Source organism: Bacillus sp. BHET2 (assembly GCF_005938125.1).
In the GTDB taxonomy this organism is placed as follows: domain Bacteria; phylum Bacillota; class Bacilli; order Bacillales; family Bacillaceae_B; genus Rossellomorea.
The window spans coordinates 121027-137779 of record NZ_VCQN01000004.1 but is presented as its reverse complement, the minus strand read 5'-3'; the positions used below and the strand labels follow the sequence as shown (position 1 = coordinate 137779).

12 protein-coding genes and 1 riboswitch are annotated in these 16753 nt (G+C 43.3%); of the genes, 2 read left to right on the top strand and 10 right to left on the bottom strand.

Features of this window, described 5'->3' with window-relative positions; all coding sequences use genetic code 11:
• Nucleotides 1-234: 234 nt before the first annotated feature.
• Nucleotides 235-3108 (bottom strand): excinuclease ABC subunit UvrA, encoded by a 2874-nt coding sequence (gene uvrA, locus FGG79_RS15835; RefSeq protein WP_138780082.1) that lies wholly within the window; start codon nt 3106-3108, stop codon nt 235-237.
• A 7-nt stretch (nt 3109-3115) separates the two neighbouring features.
• A complete protein-coding gene (uvrB, locus tag FGG79_RS15830) occupies nt 3116-5098 on the bottom strand; it encodes an excinuclease ABC subunit UvrB (protein ID WP_138780080.1) in 1983 nt (660 codons plus the stop codon).
• Between the two features lie 593 nt (nt 5099-5691).
• Between uvrB and FGG79_RS15825 the strand changes: the two genes are divergently transcribed.
• Nucleotides 5692-7734, top strand: coding sequence for an N-acetylmuramoyl-L-alanine amidase (locus tag FGG79_RS15825; protein WP_138780078.1), 2043 nt, complete (start codon nt 5692-5694; stop codon nt 7732-7734).
• 61 nt (nt 7735-7795) lie between these two features.
• Here the strand turns inward: FGG79_RS15825 and FGG79_RS15820 are convergent, their stop codons facing one another.
• The 6 genes from FGG79_RS15820 to FGG79_RS15795 form a co-directional block, all read right to left on the bottom strand.
• On the bottom strand, nt 7796-8026 hold the full coding sequence (locus FGG79_RS15820; protein WP_138780076.1) for a CsbA family protein: 231 nt from the start codon (nt 8024-8026) through the stop codon (nt 7796-7798).
• Between the two features lie 74 nt (nt 8027-8100).
• Nucleotides 8101-8742 (bottom strand): HD domain-containing protein, encoded by a 642-nt coding sequence (locus FGG79_RS15815; RefSeq protein WP_138780074.1) that lies wholly within the window; start codon nt 8740-8742, stop codon nt 8101-8103.
• A gap of 222 nt (nt 8743-8964) precedes the next feature.
• Nucleotides 8965-10140 carry a phosphoglycerate dehydrogenase gene (locus tag FGG79_RS15810; RefSeq protein ID WP_138780072.1) on the bottom strand — a complete coding sequence of 392 codons (1176 nt, stop codon included), beginning with the start codon at nt 10138-10140 and terminating at the stop codon, nt 8965-8967.
• A 2-nt stretch (nt 10141-10142) separates the two neighbouring features.
• Nucleotides 10143-11222 carry a 3-phosphoserine/phosphohydroxythreonine transaminase gene (gene serC / locus FGG79_RS15805; RefSeq protein WP_138780070.1) on the bottom strand — a complete coding sequence of 360 codons (1080 nt, stop codon included), beginning with the start codon at nt 11220-11222 and terminating at the stop codon, nt 10143-10145.
• Between the two features lie 295 nt (nt 11223-11517).
• Nucleotides 11518-12840: a TrkH family potassium uptake protein gene (locus tag FGG79_RS15800; protein WP_138780068.1), complete on the bottom strand. Its 1323-nt coding sequence runs from the start codon at nt 12838-12840 to the stop codon at nt 11518-11520.
• Nucleotides 12841-12843: 3 nt separating this feature from the next.
• Nucleotides 12844-13500 carry a potassium channel family protein gene (locus FGG79_RS15795; protein ID WP_138780066.1) on the bottom strand — a complete coding sequence of 219 codons (657 nt, stop codon included), beginning with the start codon at nt 13498-13500 and terminating at the stop codon, nt 12844-12846.
• Between the two features lie 131 nt (nt 13501-13631).
• Nucleotides 13632-13768, bottom strand: a riboswitch (cyclic di-AMP (ydaO/yuaA leader).
• Between the two features lie 199 nt (nt 13769-13967).
• Here FGG79_RS15795 and FGG79_RS15790 point away from each other — a divergent pair.
• Nucleotides 13968-14831: a DUF1206 domain-containing protein gene (locus FGG79_RS15790; RefSeq protein ID WP_138780064.1), complete on the top strand. Its 864-nt coding sequence runs from the start codon at nt 13968-13970 to the stop codon at nt 14829-14831.
• A gap of 68 nt (nt 14832-14899) precedes the next feature.
• On the opposite strand, the gene FGG79_RS15785 is transcribed toward FGG79_RS15790, so the two are convergent.
• On the bottom strand, nt 14900-15772 hold the full coding sequence (locus FGG79_RS15785; protein WP_138780062.1) for an LCP family glycopolymer transferase: 873 nt from the start codon (nt 15770-15772) through the stop codon (nt 14900-14902).
• Between the two features lie 18 nt (nt 15773-15790).
• Nucleotides 15791-16747, bottom strand: coding sequence for a polysaccharide deacetylase family protein (locus FGG79_RS15780; protein WP_138780060.1), 957 nt, complete (start codon nt 16745-16747; stop codon nt 15791-15793).
• Nucleotides 16748-16753: the final 6 nt, after the last annotated feature.

The following is a 16753-nucleotide window of genomic DNA, read 5'->3' as shown; positions in this document are numbered from 1 at the left end:
TCCCTCCACCTTGAGGCTGAGTTTCAGTAGGTATAGAGAGGTGTTTTGCCTGGATGGATGAATGATAGGTTACTTTTCAATTAGCGAGTGCTGGTTGATTTCCGCTTAAGGTGCTCGCCTTCCCCGGGGCGTGAGTTGAGCCTCTTTGAGCTTTGCCCTGTAGGGTCTCAACTTTCCCGCTTTTTCCTGCACCAAATCCGAAAAGGGAGATGCACTAAGCACCTCCCTCCCACATCAATTGGTTACTTCTTCTTTTTCACGAATCTTCTTTTTCATCCGTTCACGATCCCGCTCAAGTACGGGTTTCAGGTATTTACCGGTATAAGAGCCTTTTGCTTCGGCCACTTTTTCCGGAGTGCCGCTCGCGACAACCATACCACCTTTGTCTCCACCTTCCGGACCAAGATCCACAAGGTAATCGGCCGCTTTGATGACATCGAGATTGTGTTCGATAACAAGAACCGAATCCCCGTTTTCTACCAGGCGTTGAAGAACGACGAGCAGTCGGGCGATGTCATCAACGTGAAGACCCGTTGTCGGTTCATCCAGAATATAAAGGGAACGACCCGTCGATCGACGATGTAATTCGGATGCCAGTTTCACACGCTGTGCTTCCCCACCGGATAAGGTAGTGGCAGGCTGCCCCAATGTGATATATCCCAATCCGACATCAAAGATGGTCTGCAGCTTACGCTTGATTTTTGGAATGTTTTCAAAGAACTTCACCGCGTCTTCAACAGTCATCTCGAGAACATCCGAGATATTCTTATCTTTGTATTTCACTTCAAGTGTTTCACGGTTGTATCGTTTCCCGTGACAAACTTCACATGGAACATATACGTCAGGTAGGAAGTGCATTTCAATCTTGATGATCCCGTCTCCGCGACACGCTTCACACCGTCCACCCTTTACATTAAAGCTGAATCGACCTTTTTTATATCCCCGGACCTTCGCTTCATTCGTTGTGGCAAATACATCCCGGATGTCATCGAATACCCCTGTATATGTAGCAGGGTTTGACCTCGGTGTACGACCAATCGGTGACTGATCAATATCAATGACTTTATCCAGATGGTCGATTCCCTTCACTTCTTTATGCTCACCTGGTTTCGATTTTGCATTATGAAGTTTCTGAGCCAGAGATTTATGAAGGATTCCATTGATTAATGTACTTTTACCTGAGCCTGAAACACCTGTAACTGCAGTAAAGATCCCTAATGGAAGCTTTACTTTGACATTGTTCAGATTATTTTCCTTTGCACCCACTATTTCAAGATATCGACCATCAGGCTTACGTCTTTCTTGAGGAAGGGGGATGAATTTCTTACCTGACAGATACTGTCCTGTCAATGAGTTCGAATCATTCATTACTTCTTGCGGAGTTCCTGCCGACACAACTTCTCCGCCATGAACACCCGCCCCCGGTCCGATATCGATGAGATAATCCGCTGCCATCATTGTATCTTCATCATGTTCCACTACGATTAACGTGTTGCCAATTTCACGCATATTCTTTAATGTATCGATCAGCCGATCATTGTCCCGCTGATGCAATCCAATGGAAGGCTCATCTAAAATATAAAGGACACCTGTCAGACGGGAACCGATTTGGGTGGCTAAACGAATTCGTTGAGCCTCTCCCCCAGATAGTGTCCCAGCTGCACGGCTTAGTGTGAGGTATTCAAGCCCCACATTCATAAGGAACCCGAGTCGTTCATGGATTTCCCTCAAAATAAGGTTGGCAATCTTCATGTCTTTTTCAGACAGTTCAAGTTTTTGGAAGAACTGTTTAGCCTCTTCAATTGAAAAGGCTGTTACTTCACCTATATGAAGAGAATCGATCTTCACGGCTAAGCTCTCTTCTTTTAAACGGTGGCCTTTACACGTTGGACAATCTTGTTGGGCCATATATTTTTCCATCTGTTCCCGGATGTAATCCGAGCTCGTTTCACGGTAACGGCGCTCAACGTTCGGGATGACTCCCTCGAAGCGTAGATAGTTTTCACGAACTTGACCGAAATCGTTTTCGTAACGGAAATAAATCTCATCCTTACCGGACCCCTGAAGGATTTTGTCCATCTGGTTTTTCGGAATATCCTTTACGGGGACGTCCATTGGAATCTCATAGTGGTCGCATACTGCCTTTAATAGTGACGGATAGTACTGGGAGCTCGTCGGTTCCCATGGAGCAATTGCATGCTCATTAAGTGTGCGGTCCCAATTGGGGATGATGAGCTCTTTATCCACCTCAAGCTTCGTCCCCAAGCCATCACAACTTGAACAAGCACCGTACGGACTATTGAATGAAAACATCCTTGGCTCAAGCTCAGTGATGGAAAACCCACAGTACGGACATGCATGATGCTCACTGAATAGAAGTTCATCTTCTCCCATGACATCGATGATCACCTGACCATCTGCCAGTCGCAGAGCGGTTTCAAGTGAATCAGAAAGACGGGCTGACACTCCCTCTTTCACAACGATTCGATCGATGATCACTTCGATCGAGTGCTTTTTATTTTTCTCTAATGAGATGTCCTCACCAAGATCTTGTACTTCCCCATTTACCCGAACCCGAACAAACCCCTGTTTTTTGATTTCTTCAAGGGTTTTTGCGTGGGTTCCTTTACGGCCGGATACAACAGGAGCTAATACTTGTAGCTTTGTTCTTTCAGGATATACCAGGATCCGGTCCACCATTTGTTCAATGGTTTGGGATGAAATCTCTATTCCGTGATTTGGACAGATCGGTTTTCCGACTCTCGCAAATAACAATCTGAGATAATCATAAATTTCAGTTACGGTCCCTACTGTAGAGCGGGGATTTTTACTGGTTGTTTTTTGATCGATGGAAATCGCCGGTGACAGTCCCTCAATGGCATCGACATCCGGTTTATCCATTTGACCTAAAAACTGACGGGCATAGGCTGATAGGGATTCCACATATCGTCTTTGTCCTTCTGCATAAATGGTATCAAAGGCAAGGGAAGATTTCCCCGATCCTGAAAGCCCCGTTAAAACGACCAGTTTATCCCGGGGTATATTAATATCAATATTTTTTAAATTATGAGCTCTAGCTCCTTGTACAATTATTTGATCTCGCGCCATAATTCGTTCATCCTTCCGCCTTGAGCTCAAGAATGGTATCACGAAGCTGTGCTGCGCGCTCAAAGTCTAATGCCTTGGCCGCTTCCTTCATTTCCACTTCTAAGCTAGCAATAAGTTTTTGTCGCTCCGGTTTAGACATCTTCGAGACTTTTGTATGCTCTCCCCCGTAAACCTCTTCATCTTCTGCGGTACGAGTCGCCCTGATGACGTCTCGAATGTCTTTCTGGATGGTAGTCGGGGTCACCCCGTGTTTTAGATTGTATTCCTCTTGCATCGTCCGGCGACGATCTGTTTCGTCCAGAGCTTTTCGCATAGAGTCTGTAATTTTATTGGCGTACATGATGACCCTTCCGTTACTGTTACGGGCCGCACGTCCGATAGTCTGGATAAGGGCACGCTCAGAACGGAGGAATCCCTCTTTATCAGCATCCAATATTGTCACGAGTGAAACTTCTGGAATGTCCAATCCTTCACGGAGCAGGTTAATTCCCACTAATACATCATACTTTCCTAAGCGGAGATCCCGAATAATTTCAATTCGTTCCAATGTCTTAATTTCCGAATGGAGGTATTGAACCTTGATACCCATTTCCTTTAAATAGGCAGACAGGTCCTCGGACATTTTCTTAGTTAACGTCGTCACAAGAACACGTTCGTTTTTCTCGATACGTTCATTGATTTCTCCTAATAAATCATCGATCTGTCCTTCAATAGGACGAACCTCGATGATCGGGTCTAACAAGCCTGTCGGGCGAATAATCTGCTCTACCATTTCAGGGCTATGCTCCAATTCATATGGACCAGGTGTGGCAGAAACATAGAGAAGCTGTTTTGTTTTCTTGTCAAACTCTTCGAATCGAAGCGGACGATTGTCCATAGCTGACGGCAGGCGGAATCCATGATCCACCAGCACTTTCTTCCGTGCTTGGTCCCCGTTGAACATCCCCCGGATTTGAGGTAACGTTACATGAGACTCATCGACTACAATCAGAAAGTCATCGGGAAAATAGTCCAATAGAGTATAGGGAGTCGATCCGGCCGGTCTGAGTGTAAGGTGTCGGGAGTAGTTCTCAATTCCTGAGCAAAAGCCCATCTCCATCATCATTTCCAGATCATAACGGGTCCTCTGCTCTAAACGCTGGGCCTCGAGCAGTTTATTCTCTTCTTTCATGATGGCTAATTGCTCTTCAAGTTCTTTTTCGATATTCTTGACGGCAACCTCCAATTTCTCCTGGCGGGTTACGAAGTGGGATGCCGGGAATAATCTCATATGATCACGGTCTCCTATGATCTCACCGGTCAGGGCATCCACTTCACGGATCCGGTCAATTTCATCTCCGAAAAACTCTACACGCATACAGTGTTCATCACGGGAAGCAGGGAAAATCTCCACAACATCTCCACGTACTCGGAACGTTCCACGCTGAAAGTCGATGTCATTTCGTTCATATTGGATATCCACAAGCTTTCTGAGTAGTTGGTTCCGTTCGATTTCCATTCCTACTCGTAAAGATAGAACGAGCTCTTTATATTCTTCCGGATTACCTAAACCGTAAATACAAGAGACGCTGGCAATAATGATGACATCTTTCCGCTCAAACAAGGAAGATGTGGCAGAGTGTCTTAGTTTATCGATTTCATCATTGATGCTTGAATCCTTCTCAATAAACGTATCCGTTTGTGGAACATATGCTTCAGGCTGATAGTAATCATAGTAACTTACAAAATACTCAACGGCATTATCAGGAAAGAACTCTTTAAATTCACTGTAGAGTTGTCCTGCCAATGTTTTATTGTGAGCAATGATGAGGGTCGGCTTCTCAACCTGCTTGATTACATTGGATACAGTGAATGTCTTCCCTGTTCCTGTTGCTCCAAGTAAGGTTTGATGACGCTTCCCCTCATTAATGCCTTGTACTAATTTCTCAATTGCCAGAGGCTGATCTCCCTCGGGCTTATATTTAGACTTGAGCTCAAATTGATCTTTCACCGTGAAACCTCCTAATAATAAAGGGCTGCTACCTTGTATTTACCTACCTATACCCAACTTAAACACTGTCCATTCATCTATACACATTCTACCACATTCAGCACAATATTAACCAATAATAAGCGAACAAAAGTTCGTTTTTTTCTTGTGTCATCATGATCTCACTTCGTAACAAGTTTTTCGCAAGGTGTGGATAAGATTCAACGGTACTCACGTTATTGATACAAAATGGTGTTTCGACAAAATATGCGCGCTGAAAACCATGATTTCGACAGAATACGAGGGAATCTATACACACCCTGTGTATAACTATGTGCATAAGTGCCTATTACTTGTGGAAAATCTCTAAACTTATTCACATTTCGTCAAATTTCTTGTGAACAATTCTTATGTTTCCGGTTTCAAACTGTGAATAACCCAATGAATTGTAATGTTATTCACATAATTCTCTCTTTATCCACAATCCAGAAAGGTCGCCTTTCCTTAAATATTCATCTAGGCATATACCTAATAATAGATTGACTATTCAGTCTACTATTTTATAAGCTTTTCTATATGCTCTACTAAAAATACATAGTGTACAGGAGGAATGTATGAAAAAGTCTAAATGGTTGAAATTCGCAGGAAGTCTCAGTTTAACCGGCTTATTATTCAGTTCCACCTTTTCACCAATGTCACCATCCTTTCCTTCTCAAGGAATGGCTTATGCCGAAACGGTCGATTCACTCGAGTTACAGGAAGCGTTCGCTCAAGCCGCACAAGAATTTAACGTACCGGTTGAAATCTTGCTTGCAGTGGGTTATAACATGTCCTTATGGGAGCATCATGGCGGAAAACCAAGTGCGTCGGGAGGTTACGGATTGATGCACCTGACAGACGTCAATATTGATAGGCTAAAAGATCCTGAAGCTTTGGAGCACCAGCTTCATTTATATCAAGCCGGAAAGGAAGACACATCACAGGATCCTCAAATGATGGAAGGCCCAGCCACTGAAACGAGATCGACATTAGTCATCGATGATCCGGGTCTTCATACATTGACTATGGCAGCAGATTTACTTTCTCTTCCACCAGAAACACTGAAGCAAGATAAAAAGCAAAACATTCGTGGAGCTGCTGCATTACTCGCAAAATATGCCAAACAAACAGTCGGGGCTTCCCCAACAGACATCGAAAACTGGTATGGAGCAGTCGCTGAATACAGTGGTTCTTCTGACTATACAGGAGCAATAGATTTTGCTGATCGTGTGTATGAAACAATCAACAACGGGGCGGTGAAACACACCGAGGATGGATATTCCATTACTTTAAGCCCAAAACAAACCAATCCAAATAAAGAAAGCATCAATGCACTAAACCTAAAAAAGCATCCGGAAGATACTCAAGCCGATTGTCCGAAACGTCTTGCATGCCACTACGTTCCAGCTGCATACAAGAAAATCGACCACGACGGGACATTGTATGAATGGTCCTATGGAAACTACGACATCGGGAACCGTCCAAATGACAACCAAGAGATCAAGTACATCGTGCTTCACGACACGGAAATCAGCTATGATTTAACTAAAACCGTGTTTCAACGTGAATGGACCCAGGCTTCTGCTCACTATGTCATTCGCTCTTCTGATGGTGATATCACTCAAATGGTAGACAACAAAGATATTGCCTGGCACGCGGGAAACTGGTATTTCAACTCCAAGAGCATCGGGATCGAGCATGAAGGGATCGCCATTGAAGGGGCTGCGTGGTATAACGAGCAGTTGTACCATGCATCAGCACGTTTAGTAAAGCATCTGTCCAAAGAATACAATATCCCATTAGATCGCGACCACATCATCGCCCATGATGAAGTGCCGGGAACATCCGAAACGAGACAGCCAACAATGCACTGGGATCCAGGTCCATTCTGGGATTGGGCACATTATATGCAAGTTCTTGGGGCACCACTGGAATCAGGAAAGCGACAAAAGGATATCGTACAAATGCGACCGAATTTCAATACGAATCAACCGATTCTTCAGACTCCTTCTGGTGAGCCTGTACCCCAGCAATCTGCGAACTTTGTGTACTTGTATACATCACCAAGCTTTGACGCACCACTCATTAAAGATGCCGCCATCCCTGAAGCACAACCATTGGATGCGTCCAATTGGGGCAATAAAGCCGTAACAGGACAAACCTTTTACAAAGCAGAAGAACAAGGGAATTGGACAGCGATTTGGTATGGTGGACAAAAAGCATGGTTCTATAATCCGAAAGGGACAAATACCACAAAAGGCTCTGGGATTGTGGTCACCCCTAAAGAAGGAAAAACAGGAATTCCCGTTTATGGCGTTGCCTATCCGGAAGCAGAAGCGTTTCCAGGTGACATTCCAGTAAGAGAGATGTCTCCGCTACAATACACCCTTAGTCCTGGTCAAAACTATGTAGCCACGGAGAAAGTTAAAGGCAGCTACTATAGTGCTCCTGTTTATACGTACAATCCGGAAACGACCCATAAGATTGTATGGGGGGATGATGAGTTTTACCTTATCCATCTCAATCATCGCCTTGCCTTTGTGAGAGCAAGCGATGTGGATGTTGTGACTTCTCACAAACAAAAACACAAACACCACCACATTTCTGATAAACAGTAAAAAAACAAAGTCTCCCGTCTTAAAAAGGGAGACTTTGTTTTTTTAAAAGTGTTTCAATTCATCATGCACTTCTCTTCGCTTTCTTCATCATCCGGTCACTATACCAAAATCCGACAGTCAACGAAGCCGCGTCTATGATAATGAGTAACCAAGAATCCGTATACCCCTTAGACACAGAAGCAGCAATGAGGGCAACGGTTAAGATCAGTCCGACGTAATGATTATATGTCACCCGTGTGAACAGAACGACAAGCAATCCTGGTAGAAATAAGGCTAAAATAATTTTGGACACGTTCAACTCTCCTCAATAGATAAGGCAATACCACATATTCTACCGAAGTTTCCCCTATCTGGAAAGGGGGCGTCCTACTTATCCCCCTCTTGAATCAATTTCTGGGTCCGTTCCTTCAACTCACTATGCGGGATGAATTTCTCAGAAAGCATATCGGGAAGAATATATTCCAGGAAGTACTGAACGCAAGCCATGTCTTTGAATTTTACGATCGTAGTTAGCGCTTCTTGATAAATTTCAATAAACAAAGGCTCAGGATTTCCCTTTTGGATTTCTCCAAACGATTCATATAGAAGATCAATTTTATCTGCTACAGATAAAATTCTTCCTTCCAAGGTCTCGTCCTTCCCTTCCTTAAATCGTTCCCTGTACACTTCCTGGAATTGTGGAGGAAACTCTGTCGTAATGAACTTATTCACCATCTGCTCCTCCACTTGGCTAAAGAGTTCCCTCAACTTTCCCGATGCATATTTCACAGGCGTTTTGATGTCCCCTGTGAACAGCTCCGCATAGTCATGGTTCAAAGCTTTTTCGTACAGTGCTTTCCAATCCAGTTCTTTCCCCTCTTGTTCCTCCACTGTTGCAAGGAATTGAGCAATTTTTGTTACTTTAAATGAGTGACTGGCAACGTTATGCTCGTGATATTTGAATCGACCCGGACAGCGAGTGAGTGTTTCCAGGTCGGATAAGCTTTTGAAATAATGATGGATTCCCATAGTATCTCCTCTCAATGATCTTTTTTACTTTATGAAAATAGTATCAAGGAGAGTCCGCCTTTTGCAAAGATTCGTGGCTTTTCCTTTTCTACTTCTCTTACTAATATGGTATTTTGGAGGGTATTCATACGTGCCGATTGCTTGTCTATCATTTACCATCATAACCGGGATTACTTTCATTACGAAAACACTCCCTCATTTTATAAGGGAGTGTTTGTCACTTTAAATAAGACGTACGGAAACGACGCCGGTGATGTTTTTCATTTTTTGTTTGACGTCTACTTGTTCTTCTTCTGAAAGCTTTTGATCAAGGTCAATCATCGTATAGGCCCAGGTGAGTTTACTTCGATTGATCATGTCTGCGATGTTCACTGCATATCCAGATAGAACCGTGGCGATCTGCCCCACCATGTTCGGGATATTTTGATGCATGACGGTCACCCGCATTTTCCCGCTATATGGAAGTTCCACATCCGGAAGGTTAACAGCGTGCTTGATATTCCCCGTTTCAAGATAGGTTTTCAGCTGCTTCGTTGCCATGATGGCACAATTCTCTTCTGATTCAACCGTAGAGGCACCGAGGTGAGGCACAGGCACGACATTTTTCATGCCGAGTACCTTGTTATTCGGAAAGTCCGTTACGTATTTTCGGACAATATCTGATTCCAATGCAGATGAAAGAGAATCTTCCTCTACAAGCTCTCCTCTTGAAAAGTTTAAGATCGTCATACCTTTTTTCATTTTCTTAAAGGCTTCTTCGCTTACAAAGCCCGTAGTTTTGTCTGTCAGCGGAATGTGCAGTGTCACAAAATCACATTCTGACCACACCTCTTCAATCTGATGAGCCCGTTTCACATCTTGCGATAAGCGCCATGCGGCATCGACAGAGATAAATGGATCATACGCAACAACATCCATTCCGAGTGCGAGGGCATCATTGGCAACGAGTACACCAATCGCGCCCAAGCCTACGACCCCAAGTTTTTTCCCTTTAATTTCACTTCCTACGAATTCCTTTTTCTTTGCTTCCACGATCCCAGGGACATCATCTTCTGACGCTTTTAACGAGTTTGTCCAGCCAACAGCAGAATATAGGTTACGGGCAGAGGCGATCAAATTAGCCAGGACGAGCTCTTTTACAGCATTGGCATTGGCACCAGGCGTATTAAAGACGACAATTCCATTTTCCGTACAGAAGTCGAGGGGGATATTGTTCACCCCTGCCCCGGCACGGGCGATCCCTTTGACGGAGGCCGGAAAATCATAATCATGAAGGTTTTTGGATCTGACGAGGATTCCATCCGGGTCCCCATTTCCGTTCAGATGATAATTCAGGTCATCCTCGATCAGTGAAAGTCCACTTTGGCTGATGGCGTTGTAGGTATTAATTGAAATCATTCTCATAATCCTCCTTGATCAGATTCAAATTTTCGCATGAAATCGACGAGTGCTTCCACACCTTCAAGAGGCATGGCATTGTACAGGCTTGCCCTCATCCCTCCCACGGAACGATGCCCTTTCAAAAACTCAAATCCGGCCGCTTTGGCTTTATCTAAAAAGCGAGCGTTTAGTTCTTCATTATCAGTTGAGAAAGGAATGTTCATCAGGGAACGGTTCTTTTCTGGTACAGGGTTGTGGAAAAGAGTTGATTCATCAATACAACGATATAAAAGACCGGCCTTTTCTTCATTTCGAGCCTGCATCCCTTCCACTCCACCATTCTCCCTCACCCACTCTAGTACAAGCTTCAACACGTAGATGGAAAAGGTAGGCGGCGTATTAAAGAGAGAATCATGCTTCACATACGTCTCGTAATTGAGCATGGTCGGGCAAGATTCCGGTGCCTGACCAACGAGACTATCGTGAATGATGGCGACCGTTACACCTGAAGGACCTAAATTCTTTTGAGCTCCTGCGTAGATGAGCCCGAAGGAGGAAACGTCTATTTTCTCAGAAAGAAGATGGGAAGACATATCTGCTACCAATGGAATGCCACCTGTATCAGGCCACTCATGGAAACGGGTTCCTTCAATTGTATTATTGGATGTCATATGTACATACCTGGATTGTGGTGAGAAATCTTCTGGTGTATAGGCAGGAATCTCAAACAGTCCTGCAGGTGATAACGTTCGGACCTTCCCTCTTTTCTCTGCTTCATGGACTGCCTTCTTAGACCAGCTACCCGTCAGGATATAGTCAGCCTCTCCATGAGATGCCAACAGATTAAGAGGAATCATGGAAAATTGCAGCGAAGCTCCACCTTGCATAAACACAACGTGATAGTCATCAGGGATCGAAAGCAACTCACGAAGTAATCTTTGAGCTTCTTCTAGTATTGTTTGAAAGGGGGCTGACCGATGACTCAATTCCATCACGGACATGCCCGTTTCTCCATAATTCAATAACTCGCCTTGAACCTTTCTCAGAACAGGCTCAGGTAACACAGCAGGACCAGCAGAAAAATTATAAACTCGCTTCAACAATAGCACCACCAAAAGTTCAGAATTTTTCAACAGTATAATGGCGTTACCGGGTTTCGTCAATAGTAAAGACATGTGATGAAAACGCTTAACAGAACTGTTTTTAGCCTTATGCGTGAGTATGGATTGTTTCTTTGTTGTTTTTATTTTAGTCTTTATTCAGACACTCATCCTGAGAAAGTTAATTGAAGCGGAAGTCAACTACCACTGTCTTTTTGCCAGATATTCTAACCGCAAAAAAAGGCTTCCCTACTCACCTTCAAAAGGCAAAGTAAGAAAACCGAATTCATCCCTATTAACCTGTTAAAATATCTTCTTTTGGATAGCGAATCTTTTCTTTGTCCGGTCTCGATAGTGAGAAGGCCAGTGTGAGAGGTCCCAGCTTCCCGGTGAACATCACCACAATGATGATCCATTTTCCTACCGCAGAAAGGGATGCGGTTATCCCCATGGACAGCCCCACTGTTCCAAAGGCAGATACTACTTCAAAGACAAGTGCAAGAAAGGAAGTATCCCTTTCCGTCATATCCAGAAAGAACAGGGCAGTAAAAATAAGGAGGACACTGATCATGGAAATAGCCAACGCTTTGAAAATGTGCATTTGACCAATAGTGCGACGGAAAATACGAATCTCCTTTTTATCTTTCAAGAAAGCGAACACACTCAATGAAATCACAACAAAGGTGGTCAGTTTGATTCCCCCTCCTGTTGATGCACTGCCGGCCCCGATGAACATCAACAGGATTGTGAGAAGCAGGGTGGATCGTTCCATACTTCCATAATCAAGTGAATTGAAACCCGCCGTACGGGGAGTGACCGCTTGAAAATAGGAAGCGAATAGTTTATCAGGAAGCGGCAACTGAGCCAGTGTATTCGGGTTATTATACTCCAGAACGAAAATCATCATAAATGCGATGACGTTGATGATAAAGGTACCGAGTAACATGATTTTCGTATGCAGCGACAATCTTCGAATCGTTTTCGATTTCCACAGGTCCACTAAAACGGTGAAACCAATTCCTCCTACTATAAAGAGAAACGAAATCGTCAAATTCACGACAGGGCTTCCTGCGTACCCCATTAAGCTATCGGACCACAAGGAAAATCCGGCATTGTTGAAGGCGGAGATTGAATGAAATACGCTGACGTACAACCCATGTCTCCATCCAAACTCTGGGACCCATTCGGTCGCTAAAATGATGACGGCTAAACCTTCAACGAGAAATGAAAAGAAAAATAAATACTTCACAAGCTTGATGACACCGCCGACAGAGGCTTGATTGAGCGCCTGCTGTAATAGCAATCGTTCTTTAAACCCGATTTTCCTTCCAAGCATCATAAAAATCAAGACCGCAAACGACATGATCCCGAGTCCGCCAATCTGGATCAAGCTCATCACGACCACTTCTCCAAATAATGTGAAGGCACCCCCTGTATCGACGACTGCGAGTCCCGTCACCGTCATGGCGCTTGTCGTGGTGAACAAAGCATCAAGCCACGTGATGTCTTCTGTGGTGGCAAACGGCAGCTTGAGTAATCCCATTCCTACAATGATGAAAAATAGAAAGGTCACAACAAGAAGTTGTGGGGGACTTAACCGAATGACCCTTTGTTTCATCCTTTATACACCTTCTTTTTCAAATCGATTAATATCCCGATTATGCCCAATAACGATTAACAGATCCTCAATTTTGACCACTTCGTCGGCAGATGGGGACACAATGACTTCTTCCCCCCTGTGAATGGCTATGATATTACAGCCGAATTTCGCCCTGACGTCCAAATCATTTAAGGTTTTGTTCGCCACCTTTTTAGAGGCATATACTTCTACAATGCTGTGTTCCTTCGATAATTCGATATAATCAATGATTTTTTCTGACGTGATATGATGGGCAATCCTTCTTGCCATGTCACGTTCCGGATGAATGACCTTATCGGCCCCAATCCGGTCCAACACTTTCTGATGATAGGAATTCGACGCTTTTACCCATACTTCTTTGACTCCTAATTCTTTCAAGAGCAGTGTTGTGAGAATACTTGCTTCTATATTATCCCCAAAGGAAACTATGACGTGATCAAAGTTTCTTAGACCAAGTGATTTCAATACCGACTCATCCATCGCGTTTGCTTGAACAGCATGGGTGGCAACATCAATATATCTTTGAACCACATCATGGTTAATATCAATGGCTAATACTTCAACATCCAGCTCAGTCAATTCCTGAACCAGATTCCCTCCAAATCTCCCTAATCCAATAACAGCAAACTGCTTTTTCATGGTGAAATCCTCCAAAACCTTTTTTATAGCTTAACCAACTACCACGTGTTCATGACTCTATTTCCAGAAAGAACAACGCAAAAAGACCATCAGGAACTAAGCCTGTGGTCATCCGTTACAGATCACAAGTATCATCCTCTCCCACTACGCTTACGGGGTTAGCTGACGGATTCGGGTCATGGAAGTAGCCCTACCTTTCAAAAGAAAGGATTCACCCCTTAAAACTTTCGGGTCCCCCGCTTCAAAATGAATTAAGCGATCAAGAATATTCATTTGATGATAGATATATTACTCCTCTCCTAAACCGTTGTAAATAGGTTTCAGATAAAAAAACACTTCAGGAAAACAGGCAAAATTGATTCAAACCATCCAACATTTACTGCACCTGATATGGTTTGTTTTATTGCTTCCAAGGGAATAGCATACATATGTACTGTGAATATAGAATCAGAAGGGAAGAAACCTATATGGAAAGAGTGTCGTCTATCACCTCTTCAAATGGAGGCAAGAAAGATTCATCTGTTTCAGCTGATGACATAAAACCTTGGATTAAAGGATTCGCACGAATTGGATATATCTCAAGAGGAATTGTATATATGCTCATAGGGGCACTATCTGTAATGGCCGCGTTCGGGATCGGGGGAAGCACTTCTGACTCGAAGGGTGCCTTTTCTGCAGTGGCAAGTAAGCCTTTCGGGGAAGTCCTTCTCTGGATTTTGGGGCTGGGATTGATCGGAATCGTCCTTTGGCGCCTCATTCAAGTTGTACTGGATCCGGAACACGTGAAAAATGGAGGGAAATCCATGTTTCGGAGGCTGAGTAGTCTGATTAGTGGGATTGCCTATGCTTCGCTAACTTTTAATGCCTTGTCTATTGCCATGCATGCAAGAAGCTCAGGTTCAGGTTCGGGATCTAAACAAACCTTATCCGCCAAATTATTGGCTCAGCCTTTCGGACAGTGGATTGTCGGGATAATCGGAGTCATTATCATTGGATTCGCCTTTTATGAGATTCATAAAGCTTATACTGAAAAATACACCAACAAATTCAAGCGGCATGAAATGACCAATAAAGAATGGGAATTGGGAAGAAAGACAGGAAAACTAGGATTATACTCAAGGGGAATCGTCTTTTTAATGATCGGATATTTCTTTATTCAAACGGCGATAACAGCTGACCCTGATAAAACAAAAGGGTTGGACGGAGCCTTATCGAAGATCGCTCAGCAACCATACGGACAGTGGTTGCTTGGGATTGTAGCACTTGGATTATTTCTTTATGGAGTCTTCCAAATTTTAAAAGGGAAAAACCGACACATGACGATTTATTAAACTGGAAAAGAAGCTAACGACCTAGTCTAAGGTTGTTAGCTTCTTTTATTTTCAAGCAGATGTTTGTCTCATTGAAATACAGCAGTAGGGTCTACAGCTTTAAAGTACCAAAGACCGTCTTCTTCAAGTCCTCCTTCACCCTTCAGTTCTTCCTGCTTGATGGTGTTAAATGAAGGCAGATAGTTTGTATACAACGTTTTTAAATCTTTTTCTTGAAGATTCGATTGTAGATACGGAGATATTTCTTCAAGTAACCCCAGTGCGCCTGCAAAATCTTTTTCTCCAATGATTTTATCGACAGCCGCTTCGATCACCTTACGCTGGCGAATGTTTCGCCCTTCATCCCCTAATGGATCTTCTTTTCTCATCCGTACATATGGCAAAACTTCATCTTGACCCAATTCAATTCTTCCTTCTGGAAAATGATGTCCACCGAACGTAAAGTCACGTTCATTTTGAACCGTAAGTGGTCCAAGTTCTGTCATGATATCTTCAAATCCGTTCATATTTACTTTCACATAATAATCGATTGAAATGTCAAGCAACTGTTGTACCGTTTGAACCGTCAAAGGAACGTCTCCATAAGTATAGGAATGATTGAGCTTCGTTGGTTTATTTCTTCCGGGGATGTTCACTTTCGTATCCCTTGGAAGACTCACGATTTTAGTTTGCTTGGATTTAGGATCGAGCTCTGCTACCATTATCACGTCCGGTCTTCCTTTGTCATGCGGCCGTTCATCCACACCCATCAGCAGAACATGGATAACTTGTTCCGCCTCTTTCCCCTTATCTATCTCCGTTGACTCAGTATCCGTCTTAATCGGTTGATACGTTTCATCAAAGAAAGCACCTACCTTTGAAAATACAAAATATAAAAAGACTCCTGATGTTACAGTCAATAAAGCTAATATACTAATCACAATCTTCCACTTTGACTTCATCTACACGATTCTCCTTTCTTAAAACGTCACTGGATTCATTTGATCTGTTATTGCCTCCATTTTGTATCCTTGAGCCGTCAGTTTTTGTAGCAATGACTCAAGATGGGCAAGTGTCGTATGTTTTTCGTGCATAAGAATGATTTTCGACTGATCTCCATATGGAAAAGATGCTAACTGATTCATGACACTTTGGACATATTGCCCATTATTGAACTTCCAATCTTCACTATCCACATTCCAATCCCATAATGTAAATCCTTTTTCCTTCACCGCTTCCAAATATTCCGGTGTCATATTAGGAACAGATCCATAAGGTACGCGGATCAATTCACTATGGATACCTGTTATCGACTCTAATGTAGACTGAGCCGTCAGCATTTCACTCACAACTGAATCACTAGATTGATAGAATTGGGATACATCATGAGTGACCCCATGGGATCCGACACTGTGCCCCTTTTCAACCATGTGTTGGACGGCATATTTGAATTTTCTCATATTCGGTTCCAACATGAAGAAGGTCGCTTTCGCATCATATTGATCAAGCAATTGGAGAATCGCCTCTGTATTCTCATTAGGACCATCATCGAATGTGATGTAGATGGTCTTTTCGTTATCTGTTACCTGTTGTTCAACCGCCTTATCCGAAGGGGTCTCCATTCCTTTATCGGACTCCCCTTTTACAGGGCCTTCTTCATTAGAATGGATTCCAGCATTATCATTTTTCAAAGAAACCTCTTGTCCATCCAATTCGTTATCAGCTTCACCGTCAGGGTTTGTTGGTGATTGATCTATAGCCGAAGTCTCTTTGGGACTCTCATCTTTTTGATGTGTCGATGTTTCGTTGGAAATCTTTGCTTCCCCTATATCCAACAACCATGAAGTTGAAAGAATGAGGAGGAGCACGATCACTCCCAGTATTCCAGTTAATTCAATGGGTTTGATCCATTTTCTTTTTTTTCCTCGTCTGCCCATATCGAT

Excerpts from the sequence above, each read along its gene's own strand:
- uvrA (WP_138780082.1), bottom strand. The coding sequence starts at position 3,108 with ATGGCGCGAGATCAAATAATTGTACAAGGAGCTAGAGCTCATAATTTA.
- FGG79_RS15825 (WP_138780078.1), top strand. The coding sequence starts at position 5,692 with ATGAAAAAGTCTAAATGGTTGAAATTCGCAGGAAGTCTCAGTTTAACC.
- FGG79_RS15815 (WP_138780074.1), bottom strand. The coding sequence starts at position 8,742 with ATGGGAATCCATCATTATTTCAAAAGCTTATCCGACCTGGAAACACTC.
- FGG79_RS15810 (WP_138780072.1), bottom strand. The coding sequence starts at position 10,140 with ATGATTTCAATTAATACCTACAACGCCATCAGCCAAAGTGGACTTTCA.
- FGG79_RS15800 (WP_138780068.1), bottom strand. The coding sequence starts at position 12,840 with ATGAAACAAAGGGTCATTCGGTTAAGTCCCCCACAACTTCTTGTTGTG.
- FGG79_RS15795 (WP_138780066.1), bottom strand. The coding sequence starts at position 13,500 with ATGAAAAAGCAGTTTGCTGTTATTGGATTAGGGAGATTTGGAGGGAAT.
- FGG79_RS15790 (WP_138780064.1), top strand. The coding sequence starts at position 13,968 with ATGGAAAGAGTGTCGTCTATCACCTCTTCAAATGGAGGCAAGAAAGAT.
- FGG79_RS15785 (WP_138780062.1), bottom strand. The coding sequence starts at position 15,772 with ATGAAGTCAAAGTGGAAGATTGTGATTAGTATATTAGCTTTATTGACT.
- FGG79_RS15780 (WP_138780060.1), bottom strand. The coding sequence starts at position 16,747 with ATGGGCAGACGAGGAAAAAAAAGAAAATGGATCAAACCCATTGAATTA.